Consider the following 12636-nt stretch of genomic DNA (forward strand, 5'->3'; position numbering starts at 1 on the left):
TCTAGTCTGTCCCGACCGGCCCCAGGACAAAAACAATGAAAACCCTACCGCCCGTGCACCGCATTGCCTTGCTGTTCAACGGCAGCAAAATCTACGACCGCGGCATCATCGCCGGCATCGGCAATTACCTGAGCAGCACCCGCGCCTCCTGGGACTTGTTCCTTGAAGAGGACTTTCTGTGCCGCCTCAAGGGCATCGAACGCTGGCAGGGCGATGGGATCATTGCCGACTTCGACGATCCGCTGATTGGCGAGGCGCTGGCCGGGAGCCGACTGCCGGTGGTGGCGGTGGGTGGTTCCTATGAGGATGCGCGGGCGTATCCGAAGGGCATTCCCTACGTGGCCACTGATAACCACGGCTTGATGAAGCTGGCCTATGAGCACTTGATCGAAGCGGGCCTGACGCGCTTTGCCTGTTTCAGCCTGCCCGAGGCCAAGGCCAATCGCTGGGCTCAGGAGCGGGAAAAAGCCTTTCGCCGCCTGATGCAGCGCGACGGCCTGGCCGTCGAGATCTATCGCGGCCTGGGCACCAGCGCACCGCTGTGGGACAGCGCCGTAGAGCAGCAGATCGCCTGGCTGCAGGGCTTGCCCAAACCCATCGGCATCATCGCCGTCACCGATGCCCGTGCGCGGCAGTTGTTGCAAGCCTGTCTGACCGCCGGGATTGCCGTGCCGGAGGAGGTCGCGCTGATCGGCATCGACAACGACCCACTGACCCGCACGCTCACGCGGGTGCCGCTGAGTTCGGTGATCCAGGGCACCGAAACCATGGGCCGCACGGCGGCGGCGCTGTTGCACCAGATGCTGCATGGCAAGCCGTGCAAGGCCGAGCAGATCCTGGTGCCGCCGGAGGCGATCAATGTGCAAGCCTCCAGCCTGCATCAACCCTTGGGCAACCCGTATGTGATGCAGGCGCTGCTGTTTATCCGCCAGTACGCCTGCCAGGGCATCAAGACCGCCCAGGTGGCAGCGTATGTGGGGGTATCGCGTTCATCCCTCGAGGCGCACTTTCGCCGCGAACGCGGGTGCAGCGTGCATGACGAGATCCTGCGCTTCAAGCTCGCGGCGGCCGCCAAAGGCCTGGAAAACCGTGGCCTGGCGATTGCCGACATTGCGCAGCGTTGCGGCTTCAAGTCGGCCCAGTACCTGCACACGGTCTTTCGTCGTGAGTTTGGTTGCACGCCAGGAGAGTATCGCCAGGGTTAAAAAAGCAGCCCCAGCAGGGCCGCCTTGACGGCCGCCTCGGCCTTGTTGCTGGCCTGGAGTTTGCGCATGGCGTTGACCAGATGAAACTTCACCGTGCGGATGTCGATGGTCAGGATCATGCTGATCTCGAAATAGGTCTTGCCCAGTGCCGTCCAGCGCAAGGTTTCTTTCTCGCGCACGGTCAGGGGCCGGTCGATTTCAGGCAGGTATTTGTCAGAGAAAAAGCGTGTCATGGACTCGTGCGCCAACTGCGTCAGCCAGATCAGCTTGTTTTCGACGCTCTCCAACTCCAGCGCAGAAATATATTCACTGGAGCGTGAAACCGAGAGCAGGCCAATCGCGTTGGGCCCCCGCTGGGAAGACAGGCACCAGCCATGGTTCAGCTGGTAGTGCCGCGCTTCCTCCCAGAAGGCCAATTGTTTGTGCTGTTGCGCGGCGGACCAATGCAGGGGGATGGAGCGGGTCAGGCCATGTTCGACGGTAGGGTCCTGGACGAAGTAGTTCTCGCTGACGTACTTGCTTTCCCAGGCGCTCGGGTAGTTCGACAGCAGGACATAGTGCGGTGCGCCCAGCGGCAGCGGAATTCTTAGACCGTAGGAGCAGAATTCAAAGCCCAAGCCGGACGTAATGGCATGCAATTTATTGAATAGTTCATGTTCGGTCGTGCAGCCCGACACTGCCTCGACTAACGTTTCGCGCCAGTCATTCACCAAGAGTTCCTTCCATGCTCGACGCCCGTCTTAGCTGGGCGGAGTCGAATTATACAGGCTGTTCCAGGCGGCGGATGCATAGTTTCTGGGGGTAGTCCACCTGCCCATTCGGGCAGCTACTCACAAAATCAACGGTTTGCTGTACTCGGCCAATAATATTGGTTGGGTGGTTGGCATGCTTACGGCAGTAACAGGGACAGTGGGTGAACTATTGCCAGGCATGGCGAGTGCCCTGGCAAAGTATCGGTATGAGGTATTTGTCAAAGCCCTGGGCTGGCCCTTGCCGTGCGAAGAGGGGCGTGAGCTGGATGCGTTTGATCGCCCGGATACCGTCTACGTTCTGGCCTGTGACCGTGATCGCGAGATCTTCGGTTGCGCCCGCCTGCTGCCCACCAATGGCCCGTACTTGCTGGGCGAAGTGTTCCCGCACCTGATGGGGGAAAGCCCGCCGCCGTTCTCGGCGGATATTTGGGAGCTGTCACGCTTTGCCATCAGCCAGCCCAAGGGGCAGGTGTTGAGCGCCGAGCAATCGTGGCAGAACACGGTAAAACTGGTTCGCGAAGTGATTGATGTGGCGCGCTCCAAGGGCGCTTTTCGCCTGATTGCGTTCAGCGCAGTGGGCAACGAGCGCCTGCTCAAGCGGATGGGCGTTACCACGCGCCGGATCTCGGCGCCGCACCTGATCGACAACCAACGCATCGTGCCATTCTGGATCGACATCGACGACACCACCACCCGCGCCTTGTGCCTCGCGGCCTGAAGCGGGTTATTTATGATTGCGTTGGCCAGAGCCTTGTTGGTGCTGTTGTTGATCGTGTCGAGCTTTCCGTTTTTATGCCTCTACATGCTGATCAACCCGTCGAAGAACCGAAACCTGTACGTGGCCTGCCGAGTCTACGCGCTGATCAATCGCATCTGCGCGGTGCGTGTCGAGGTGCACGGCTTTGACCGCGTGCCCACCACCCAACCCTATATTTATGTGGCCAACCACCAATGCAACCATGACGCGCTGATCGTGGCGCAAGCGCTCAACCCCGGTACGGTGATTGTGGCCAAACACTCACTCAAATGGTTGCCGCTGCTAGGGCAGTTGTATTGGTTGACCGGCAGCCTGTTCATCGATCGAAGCAGCCCACGGGCGTCTATCGAGGGGTTGCGCAAGCTCGCCAGGCGGGTGGTGGCCGACAACACGTCGCTGTGGATCTTCCCGGAAGGCACGCGCACCCATGGCGAAAAGATGCTCGCGTTCAAGAGCGGTGCCTTTCGGCTGGCCAAGGAGATGGGGGTGGGGATCGTTCCGGTGACGATCAGCCCGGCGGTGAACCATATCGCTTACAACGCCTTGCGCAGGACGCAGGTCAGCATCGTCGCCCATCCGCCCATCGAGGCGGATGAGGTCGCGGCGATGAGCGCCAAGCAACTGGCGAACTACGCACGCGAGATTATCAACAACGCGCTGCCGGTGGCTTAGAAGGTCGCCTTGACCTGCAAACCCAGGACCAACGCGTCGTCGATCTTGTCCCCGGAAAACGCCCCCGGTTCGATGATGTATTGCACATCCGGACGCAAGGTCAGCCACGGCGTGGCCTGGTAGCCGTAGCTTAGTTCGATCAACTGCTCGGCGTTGTTCAGGTTGGGGTAATCGGTACCGGCGTTGAACGCCGCCAGTTCCTGCACCTCACGGCTGCGCGGGTTCGGCACGGCACGCCCGTAGCCGAGGGCGAGGGTGTCACGCGGGCGGCCTTCGAACGGTTTGTACAACACCATGCCCGCGCCATACCACTTGCTGAACGGTGAGGCCGCTTCACTGGCCGCCGAGTATTGGCCAAAGGCATGCAGCACGCGACCGGCGGATGTATCCGAGGCCCACACGGCCTGGTCGATCAGCAGGTAGTGCCCGCTGCGCCCACTCACATCCTTGGTGCTGCCGATGCGTTTGACGTCGGAGCTGTCGTAGTAATAACCCACCTTGTATTCGCCCGGCAGGGTGCCCGCGTGCTTGTAGATCAGCTCGATGGGCACCACGGTGCCGGTGGTGTGCTTGGGGGTCAGATGCCAGGCGCGGCTGGAGTTGCCGTTGCTTTGCGGGTCGACGTTGAATGCCGCCACGCGCAGTTGCCAGTTTGGCGAGAGGTCGTATTTGACCCGTGCACCGAGGCGCGCATTCGGGTAGTTGGTCCAGCCGCTGCCGCCGGACATGTTCAGCGGGTGCCCGCAGAAACCGGCGTTCATGAAGTTGCACAGAATGCCGCTGTCGAGGCCGCCGAGGTCGTTGCCCATGGCCATGTAGCCGAGCTTGACGTTCAGCTCCGGGGTGAACAGCGTGCGCTCATAGCTCAACTCGGTGAGGCGCGTGTAGAGGCCGCCGTAGTTTTCCTGGATCGGCAGGCGGTTGCCCACCAGGTCTTCGGAGGCGCTGTTGCCGCGTCGGTCGTTGATGGTCAGCTGGATGCGGTCGCCGTTGTTGAAACCGTAGAGCTTGCCCAGGTCGAACTGCACGCCGAGCTTGAGGTTCTGCGAGTAGCGCGCCGAGCGGTGCATACCGCCGTGGGCGTTGTAGGCGGTCTCGCCGCTGTAGTCGCCGGTGAAGCGGATGCCTTGTGCGTCGAGCTCGCGACGCAGGCCGCCCCAGTCGCCGGTCAGGGTGCTGTCATCGGCTTGTACGGGCAAGGCGGCGCCCAGGGCCAGGCCGAGCAGCAGGCGCCCCAGGGACGTGTGAGAAGTGAGGGTCATGCGGGTTCTTCCAGACAGAAAGCGCGGTGCAGAGGGCACCGCGCTTGATCGAGGGGTTAAGGCAGGGCGTAGGCGATCACGTAGTCGCCACGGTCAGTGGACTGGCGTGCACCGCCGGCGGTGATCACCACGTATTGCTTGCCGGTTTTCGGCGAGACGTAGGTCATCGGGCCGCCTTGGCTGCCGACGGGTAGGCGGGCTTTCCAGATTTCATCACCGTTGGCGCTGTTGAAGGCGCGCAGGTAGAAGTCCTGGGTGCCGGCGATAAAGATCAGGCCGCCTTGGGTCGACAGCGTGCCGCCGAGGGTCGGCAGGCCGATCTTGATCGGCAAGTGCATGCGGATGCCCAGGGGGCCGGTGTCTTCAACGGTGCCCACCGGCACTTGCCACGCGACCTTCTGGGTCTTCATGTCGATCGCGGTCAAGGTGCCGAACGGCGGCGCCTGGCACGGAATACCGGCCACCGACAGGAAGCGGTTTTTGTTCACGGCATACGGCGTGCCCTTGAGGGGCACGGCGCCCATGCCGGTGTTCAGCGCTTCGCCGCCGGACGCGGCCTGGGCCTTATTCTGCGACGGTATCATCTGGATCCACAGGCCCAGGCGCATGTCATTGACGAAGATAAAACCGTGCACTGGGTCGGTGGAAATGCTGCCCCAGTTCATGCCGCCCAGGGAGCCCGGGAAACTCAGGGATTTATCGGTGCCCGGCGCGGTGTACAGGCCGTCGTAGCGCATGCCCTTGAAGTCGATGCGGCACAGCAGTTGGTCGAACGGGGTGGCCCCCCACATGTCCGACTCGGTCAGGGTTTGCGCGCCGATCTGTGGCATGCCCACAGATTTAGGCTGGGTCAGCGAGTAGGGTTCGTTGGGGATGTTGGCGGCCTTGACCGGTACTTCCTTAACCTCGGTCAGCGGCTTGCCGGTGGCGCGGTCGAGCACGTAGATCTGCCCGGCCTTGGTGCCTATCACGACTGCAGGCACGGCTTTGTCGGTGCCGGGTGCAGTGAAGTCGATCAGGCTTGGCTGCATCGGCAGGTCGAAGTCCCACAGGTCATTGTGGACGGTCTGGTACACCCACTTTTCGGCGCCGGTGGAGGCGTCCAGCGCGAGGACCGACGCGCCGTATTTGTGGTTCAGCTGCGTGCGTTCAACCCCGTAGATGTCGGTGGACGAGCTGCCCATCGGCAAGAACAGGGTGTTCATCAGCGGGTCATAGGACATCGGCGCCCAGCTGTTTGGCGTGCTGCGCACGTAGGTGCTGCCCTCGGCCGGGGCTTGTTTGTCCTGTGGGTTGCCGGGGTCGAAGGCCCAGCGCATTTGCCCGGTGATCACGTCGAAGCCACGGATCACGCCGCCGGGCATGTCGGTCTGGACGTTGTCCGCCACGCGCCCGCCAACCACCACGGTGGTGCCAGCGATCAATGGCGCCGAGGACAGTTGGTAGTAGCTGTCCGGCACGTTGCCCAGGCCGGCTTTCAGATCCACTTGGCCGTGGTTGCCGAAGTCTTCGCAGAACTTGCCGGTGTCGGCGTCCACGGCGATCAGGCGCGCATCGATGGTGTTGGTCAGCAGGCGACGCTGGCACTGCGCACCGGCGGCGACACTGGCAGCAATGATCGGCGAGCTGTTTGGTTGGGTCGGCTGGGCAATCGGCGCGGTGGCGTCGAAGTAGGCCATGCCACGGCAACGCTGCCACACCGCCGACTTGGCGTTGACGTCGTTCTTCCACAGCTCTTTGCCGGTGTCGGCGTCGAGGGCGATCAGGTTGTTGTGGGGGGTGCAGATGAAGACTTTGTTGCCGATCTGCAAGGGCGTCAGTTGGTCTTCGGCGCCGTTGCCGTCGCTGAGGGCGACGTCACCTGTGTGGTAGGTCCACGCCACTTTGAGTTTGTTCACGGTGTCACGGTTGATCTGGTCCAGCGCGGCGAAACGGCTGCCGCCTTCGGTGTTGCCGTAGTGCGCCCAATCTTTCTGCGCATCGGCCGCCGCCACCGGGGTGATGCCCGGACCGGCACCCGTCGGCGCGACGCTGGGGTGGGCGACAAACATATTGCCCGCCGCCACCGCCACGCCGACCGCCAACACGGCGGTGACGCCATACGCGCCACGCGCCGGCTTGCCGGCCAGCAGCGGGTAAACCAGTGCCACCACCATGCCGATGGCCGCGAACATGAACAGCCGCGAGAACAGCGGCCAGAACACCAGCCCCACATCCGCTACGGCCCAGATCGCCGTGCCGACCAGGAACGCGGCGAACAGCCACGCGCCGGCTGGTTTCTGCCGCGCAATCAGCAGCCCAGAGACCGCCATGGCCAGGCCGCCGATCAGGAAATACCAGGAACCTCCAAGGCTGACCAGCCTGGCGCCGCCAACGGCCAGCGCCACGCCGAGCAGGGCGATGATGACGCCCAATCCCAGCAGGAGAAATCTAGAGGCGCCCGTGGCGCGTGATGCTTGTTTCATGTCGACAGCACTCAAGGTGAATGGCAAAGAGAGAATGTTAGCAAGATAAGTAACTGGTTAGTACATTCTTGCGATAAGACGTAAGTAGCAGGGGATGTGATGATTCAAGCAGGGAGCGCGGCGCTTTGCCGGAAAAGACGCGATGTTAAAAAATGTTAGATTGAAAAAATACTTCACATAATCTGTTCATTGGTGGATGATCGATAGCAATTCCAACGCGGCTCGCCGGTGTGGCCTCAGCCGCCGTTTTCCCCTGGAGTACCCCATGAATAATAAGAATGTTGGTGTTGTCGGTCTGGGCGCGATGGGCCTGGGCATTGCCCGCTCGCTGCTGCGCGCCGGCTTCAATGTGCATGCCTGTGACGTGCGTGACGCCGTCACCCGGCAGTTCGCAGGCGAAGGCGGGGTGGCCTGCACGTCTGCGGCGCAGATGGCCGAAGCCTGCGATGTGATCATCACGGTGGTGGTTAACGCCGAGCAGACCGAAACCGTGTTGTTCGGTGAAGGCGGGGCGGTGGCGGCACTGCGTCCTGGCAGCCTGCTGATCGGCTGCGCCACCGTGGCGCCGACCTATGCGGTTGACCTCGGCCAGCGCCTGGCGGAGCAGGGCCTGCTGTACCTCGATGCACCGATCTCCGGCGGTGCGGCCAAGGCTGCCGCCGGTGAAATGACCATGATGACCTCCGGCCCGCACGCTGCTTACGCCAAGGCTGAGGCCGTGCTGGCCGGCATGGCGGGCAAGGTCTATCGCCTGGGCGATGTCCATGGCCTGGGCTCCAAAGTCAAAATCATCAACCAGTTGCTCGCCGGCGTGCACATCGCTGCGTCTGCCGAAGCCATGGCCCTGGGCCTGCGCGAAGGCGTCGACGCCGATGCCTTGTACGAAGTCATCACCCACAGCGCCGGCAACTCGTGGATGTTCGAAAACCGCGTGCCGCACATTCTGAAGGCGGACTACACGCCGCTGTCGGCGGTGGATATTTTCGTCAAGGACCTTGGCCTGGTGCTGGATACCGCCCGTGCGAGCAAATTCCCGCTGCCGCTGTCGGCCACCGCACATCAGATGTTCATGCAGGCCTCCAGTGCCGGTTTCGGCCGCGAGGACGACTCGGCGGTGATCAAGATTTTCCCCGGTATCGATCTGCCGACCGCCAAGCCCGACTCTGTTTAAGGAACGCGTCATGACGACTGCCAACGCGCGCCCATTGCTGGGCTGCATCGCCGACGATTTCACCGGCGCCACCGACCTTGCCAACATGCTCGTGCGCGGTGGCATGCGCACGGTGCAGAGTATCGGCATCCCCAGTCGCGAAGTCGCGGCCGGGCTGGATGCGGATGCGATTGTCATCGCCCTCAAGTCGCGCACCACCCCGGCAGCCGAGGCGGTTGCTGAATCCCTGGCCGCACTGGACTGGCTGCGCGCACAGGGCTGCGAGCAGATTTTCTTCAAGTACTGTTCCACCTTCGATTCCACCGCCGCAGGCAATATCGGCCAGGTCAGCGAAGCCTTGCTCAAGGCTCTGGGCAGCGATTTCACCCTGGCGTGCCCGGCGTTTCCGGAAAACGGTCGGACGATTTTCCGTGGCCACTTGTTTGTGCAGGACCAACTGCTCAGCGAATCCGGCATGCAGCATCATCCGTTGACGCCGATGGGCGACGCCAATCTGGTGCGTGTGCTGCAAAGCCAGACCCAGCTGCCGGTCGGCCTGCTGCGTTACGACGCGATTGGCGCCGGGGTCGAGGCGACCCGCGCCAAGATCGCCGAACTGCGTGCGCAAGGCGTGGGCATCGCCATCGCCGATGCGCTGTCGGACCGCGACCTCTACACCCTGGGCAGTGCCTGCGCGGACTTGCCGTTGCTGACCGGCGGCTCGGGCCTGGCATTGGGCCTGCCGGACAATTTCCGCCGCGCCGGCAAATTGCGTGACTTCGATGTCGCCACGTTGCCCTCGGTCAGCGGCGGCGAAGTGGTGTTGGCGGGCAGTGCATCGGTAGCGACCCTGGGCCAGGTGGCAGCCTGGCAAGAAGCCGGGCGCCCGGCGTTGCGCATCGATCCGCTGGCCCTGGCGGCCGGTGAACCGGTGGTGGCCCAGGCCCTGGCGTTTGCCCGCGACAGCGCGCACACCGTGTTGATCTACGCCACCAGCACCCCGGCCGAGGTCAAGGCAGTGCAACAACAATTGGGCGTCGAACGCGCCGGGGCCCTGGTCGAGGACGCGCTGGGCGAGATCGCCAGCGGCCTGCGCGCAAGTGGCGTGCGGCGCTTCGTGATCGCCGGCGGCGAAACCTCCGGCGCGGTGGTCAAGGCGCTGGGCGTCAACCTGTTGCAGATCGGCGCGCAGATCGATCCGGGCGTGCCGGCTACCCTCAGCGGTGGTGCCGAGCCGTTGGCGCTGGCGTTGAAATCGGGCAACTTCGGCGGTCGCGATTTCTTCGCCAAGGCCCTTGCGCAACTGGCCGGAGGTGCGCAATGAGCGGCATCGACGAACAGGCCCAGCGCGACGAAATCTGCGAGGTCGGCCGCAGCCTTTATCAGCGCGGCTACACCGTGGGCAGTGCCGGCAATATCAGCGCGCGCCTCGACGATGGCTGGCTGATTACGCCGACGGATATCTGCCTCGGGCGCCTGACCCCGGCCGCCATCGCCAAGGTCAACCTGAAAGGCGAGTGGGTCAGCGGTGAAAAGCCGTCCAAGACCCTGGCCCTGCATCGCCAGGTGTACGACCGCAACCCTTCGGTGGGCGGTGTGGTGCATACCCATTCGACCCATCTGGTGGCGCTGACCCTGGCCGGGGTGTGGCGCGCGGACGACATCTTGCCGCCGCTCACGCCGTATCAGGTGATGAAGGTCGGGCACATTCCCTTGATCGGCTACCAGCGCCCCGGCTCCCCAAGGGTTGCCGAGCAAGTTGCACAACTGGCCAACAGCGTGCGCGGCGTGATGCTCGAACGCCTCGGGCCGGTGGTCTGGGAAAGCTCGGTGGCCAAGGCCAGCTACGCCCTGGAAGAACTGGAAGAAACCGCGCGGCTCTGGTTGATGAGCAACCCACGGCCCGCGCCGCTGGACCAGGCTGCACTGGATGAACTGCGCGAGACGTTCGGCGCGCACTGGTAACCCCAACTTTGCACGCGTTGCCCCGAGGCCCTGGTCAGGGACTCGACGGCCCCGGCTTGCGTAAAAAACAATAACAACAGGACATTTTCGAATGAGCCCACTGATTTTGATGTTGACCGCCGGTGCGGGTATCGCGCTGCTGCTGTTTCTGGTCCTCAAGTACAAATTCCAGCCGTTTGTCGCGCTGATGCTGGTGAGTATCGTGGTGGCCCTGGTCGCCGGGGTGAAACCCGCCGACCTGGTCGCGACCATCGAAGGCGGCATGGGCAAGACCCTTGGCCATATCGCAATCATCATTGCCCTGGGCGCGATGATCGGGCGCATCATCGAACTCTCCGGCGGCGCCGAGGCCCTGGCCAAATCGCTGATCGAGCGCTTCGGCAACAGCCGCACGCCGCTGGCGCTGACCATTGCCGGGTTCATCATCGGCGTGCCGGTGTTCTTTGAAGTCGGGGTGATTATCCTGATGCCGCTGGCCTATGGCGTGGCTCGCCGCGCACGCAAGCCGCTGCTGATTTTTGCGCTGCCGATGTGTGCGGCATTGCTGACCGTGCATGCGTTCCTGCCGCCCCATCCGGGTGCCGTGGCGGCCGCCAGCCAACTGGGGGCGGACCTGGGGCGGGTGCTGATGTTCGGCCTGCCGATGACCGCATTGCTGTGCTACATCGGCTATCGCGTGGCGGGGCGCATGACCCGCCGCTTCTACCCGATGACCGATGACATCCGCGCCGAAGTCTACGGCCCGCACGTGACCAACGCCGACTTGCAGGCCTGGAACAATGGCGGCCAGCAGGCCGTACAACAAGCGGCCGTGGCCGAGTCTCACATGGGCCTGGAAGAATCCACCAGCGCCATCGCCGCCAAGCTGCCGGCGGCGCCTGCACCGGGTTTTGGCTTGATTGTCAGCCTGATCCTGCTGCCGATTGTGTTGATCCTGTTGGGTACCCTGGCGACTTCGCTGTTGCCGGTCGAGTCGACCTTGCGTGGAGTGATGACGGTGCTCGGCGCGCCGCTGGTCGCGCTGCTGATCGACACCTTGCTGTGCGCCTGGCTATTGGGCTCGCGCCGTGGCTGGAGCCGCAGCCAGGTATCGGATGTGATTGGTTCGGCGTTGCCGGGCGTGGCCATGGTGATCCTCATTGCCGGTGCCGGTGGTGTGTTCGGCAAGGTGCTGGTGGACACCGGCATCGGCGCGGTAGTCTCCGACATGCTGCGTACCACCGGCTTGCCGGTGCTGGCCCTGGGCTTTTTGTTGACCATGCTGCTGCGTGCGGTGCAGGGTTCTACGACCGTGGCGCTGGTGACCACGGCCGGGATCATCAGCCCGCTGATCGTCACCCTCAACCTCACGCCCAACCACCTGGCGCTGCTGTGCCTGGCCATGGGCGGTGGCGGGCTGGCGATGTCGCACATCAACGACGCCGGCTACTGGATCTTCACCAAGCTCGCCGGGCTCAACGTGGCGGACGGTCTGCGCACGTGGACGGTGATCACCACCTTGCTCGGCACCTTGGGGTTCTTGATTACCCTACTGATCTGGCCTTTTGTCTGACTTCCAGGAGTTCCCATGCCTCGCTTTGCTGCCAACCTGAGCATGCTGTATCCGCAACACGACTTTCTCCAGCGGTTCGCCGCGGCGAAAGCCGATGGGTTTGATGCGGTGGAATACCTGTTTCCCTACGACTACAGCGCGGCCGAGCTCAAGCAGCGCCTGAGCGACAACGGTTTGGTCCAGGCCCTGTTCAATGCACCGCCGGGTGACTGGGCGGCGGGGGAGCGCGGCATCGCCACGCTGCCGGGGCGCGAGGCCGAGTTTCGCCTGGGCTTCGACCGCGCGCTGGAATACGCCGCCGTGCTCGGCAACGACCGCATCCACGTGATGGCCGGCCTGTTGCCGTCGGAAAACCTGCGCCAGCGCCACCACGCCGTGTACTTGGAAAACCTCGCCTACGCCAGCGCCGCAGCGGCCCGGGTCGGGGTGACGGTGTTGCTGGAGCCGATCAACACCCGCGACATGCCGGGATTCTTCCTCAACCGCCAGGACCAGGCCCAGGCCATCTGCCGTGAAGTGGGGGCGAGCAACCTCAAAGTGCAGTTCGACTGCTACCACTGCCAGATTGTCGAGGGGGATGTGGCGACCAAGCTGCGTCGTGATTTCAACGGCATCGGCCATATCCAGATCGCCGGCGTACCGGACCGCCATGAGCCGGACTCGGGCGAGTTGAACTACGGCTACCTGTTCGGCCTGATGGACCAGTTGGGCTACACCGGCTGGGTTGGCTGCGAGTACCGGCCAAGGGGCGACACCTCGACGGGCCTGCAATGGTTGCGGGATCTCTAACGGGCCCGCGTTCGGCAACGTGCTTTGTAGTGAGCGGGCTTGCCCCGCGCTGGGGGGCGAAGCCGCC

At 63.6% G+C, this 12636-nt stretch carries 11 protein-coding genes; 8 read left to right on the plus strand and 3 right to left on the minus strand.

Features of this window, described 5'->3' with window-relative positions; translation table 11 throughout:
* Nucleotides 1-35 precede the first annotated feature (35 nt).
* Nucleotides 36-1205, plus strand: a complete 1170-nt coding sequence (locus IB241_RS25160; RefSeq protein ID WP_192300884.1) for a XylR family transcriptional regulator — start codon at nucleotides 36-38, stop codon at nucleotides 1203-1205.
* Here the strand turns inward: IB241_RS25160 and IB241_RS25165 are convergent.
* Nucleotides 1202-1915, minus strand: a complete 714-nt coding sequence (locus IB241_RS25165; RefSeq protein WP_192300885.1) for an autoinducer binding domain-containing protein — start codon at nucleotides 1913-1915, stop codon at nucleotides 1202-1204. The genes IB241_RS25160 and IB241_RS25165 overlap by 4 nt on opposite strands.
* A gap of 199 nt (nucleotides 1916-2114) precedes the next feature.
* On the opposite strand from IB241_RS25165, the gene IB241_RS25170 reads away from it, so the two are divergent.
* Together IB241_RS25170 and IB241_RS25175 are read left to right on the plus strand one after the other, a co-directional pair.
* Nucleotides 2115-2675 carry an acyl-homoserine-lactone synthase gene (locus IB241_RS25170; protein ID WP_318652613.1) on the plus strand — a complete coding sequence of 187 codons (561 nt, stop codon included), beginning with the start codon at nucleotides 2115-2117 and terminating at the stop codon, nucleotides 2673-2675.
* Nucleotides 2676-2687: 12 nt separating this feature from the next.
* Nucleotides 2688-3386 carry a lysophospholipid acyltransferase family protein gene (locus tag IB241_RS25175; RefSeq protein WP_192300886.1) on the plus strand — a complete coding sequence of 233 codons (699 nt, stop codon included), beginning with the start codon at nucleotides 2688-2690 and terminating at the stop codon, nucleotides 3384-3386.
* Here IB241_RS25175 and IB241_RS25180 read toward each other — a convergent pair.
* Entirely contained in the window at nucleotides 3383-4648 is a 1266-nt protein-coding gene (locus IB241_RS25180) for a carbohydrate porin (RefSeq protein WP_192300887.1), read from the minus strand. The genes IB241_RS25175 and IB241_RS25180 overlap by 4 nt on opposite strands.
* A 56-nt stretch (nucleotides 4649-4704) precedes the next feature.
* A complete protein-coding gene (locus IB241_RS25185) occupies nucleotides 4705-7113 on the minus strand; it encodes a glucose/quinate/shikimate family membrane-bound PQQ-dependent dehydrogenase (protein ID WP_192300888.1) in 2409 nt (802 codons plus the stop codon).
* Between the two features lie 196 nt (nucleotides 7114-7309).
* On the opposite strand from IB241_RS25185, the gene ltnD reads away from it, so the two are divergent.
* From ltnD to otnI, 5 genes are all read left to right on the plus strand, one after another.
* The gene (gene ltnD, locus IB241_RS25190) at nucleotides 7310-8284 is read left to right on the plus strand and encodes an L-threonate dehydrogenase (RefSeq protein ID WP_225595722.1); all 975 of its coding nucleotides are present in this window, start codon (nucleotides 7310-7312) and stop codon (nucleotides 8282-8284) included.
* A gap of 10 nt (nucleotides 8285-8294) precedes the next feature.
* On the plus strand, nucleotides 8295-9587 hold the full coding sequence (otnK, locus tag IB241_RS25195) for a 3-oxo-tetronate kinase (protein WP_192300890.1): 1293 nt from the start codon (nucleotides 8295-8297) through the stop codon (nucleotides 9585-9587).
* Nucleotides 9584-10228: an aldolase gene (locus IB241_RS25200; protein WP_192300891.1), complete on the plus strand. Its 645-nt coding sequence runs from the start codon at nucleotides 9584-9586 to the stop codon at nucleotides 10226-10228. Before otnK ends, IB241_RS25200 begins: the two co-directional genes overlap by 4 nt.
* A 91-nt stretch (nucleotides 10229-10319) precedes the next feature.
* A complete protein-coding gene (locus IB241_RS25205) occupies nucleotides 10320-11780 on the plus strand; it encodes an SLC13 family permease (RefSeq protein ID WP_192300892.1) in 1461 nt (486 codons plus the stop codon).
* Nucleotides 11781-11795: 15 nt separating this feature from the next.
* Nucleotides 11796-12569 carry a 2-oxo-tetronate isomerase gene (otnI, locus tag IB241_RS25210; protein WP_192300893.1) on the plus strand — a complete coding sequence of 258 codons (774 nt, stop codon included), beginning with the start codon at nucleotides 11796-11798 and terminating at the stop codon, nucleotides 12567-12569.
* The last annotated feature ends 67 nt before the right edge of the window (nucleotides 12570-12636 follow it).

The sequence above is a fragment of the Pseudomonas sp. PDM05 genome, from assembly GCF_014851685.1.
Classification (GTDB): domain Bacteria; phylum Pseudomonadota; class Gammaproteobacteria; order Pseudomonadales; family Pseudomonadaceae; genus Aquipseudomonas.

Excerpts from the sequence above, each read along its gene's own strand:
- IB241_RS25175 (WP_192300886.1), top strand. The coding sequence starts at position 2,688 with ATGATTGCGTTGGCCAGAGCCTTGTTGGTGCTGTTGTTGATCGTGTCG.
- IB241_RS25185 (WP_192300888.1), bottom strand. The coding sequence starts at position 7,113 with ATGAAACAAGCATCACGCGCCACGGGCGCCTCTAGATTTCTCCTGCTG.
- IB241_RS25205 (WP_192300892.1), top strand. The coding sequence starts at position 10,320 with ATGAGCCCACTGATTTTGATGTTGACCGCCGGTGCGGGTATCGCGCTG.
- IB241_RS25180 (WP_192300887.1), bottom strand. The coding sequence starts at position 4,648 with ATGACCCTCACTTCTCACACGTCCCTGGGGCGCCTGCTGCTCGGCCTG.
- otnK (WP_192300890.1), top strand. The coding sequence starts at position 8,295 with ATGACGACTGCCAACGCGCGCCCATTGCTGGGCTGCATCGCCGACGAT.
- IB241_RS25200 (WP_192300891.1), top strand. The coding sequence starts at position 9,584 with ATGAGCGGCATCGACGAACAGGCCCAGCGCGACGAAATCTGCGAGGTC.
- IB241_RS25160 (WP_192300884.1), top strand. The coding sequence starts at position 36 with ATGAAAACCCTACCGCCCGTGCACCGCATTGCCTTGCTGTTCAACGGC.
- otnI (WP_192300893.1), top strand. The coding sequence starts at position 11,796 with ATGCCTCGCTTTGCTGCCAACCTGAGCATGCTGTATCCGCAACACGAC.
- ltnD (WP_225595722.1), top strand. The coding sequence starts at position 7,310 with ATGATCGATAGCAATTCCAACGCGGCTCGCCGGTGTGGCCTCAGCCGC.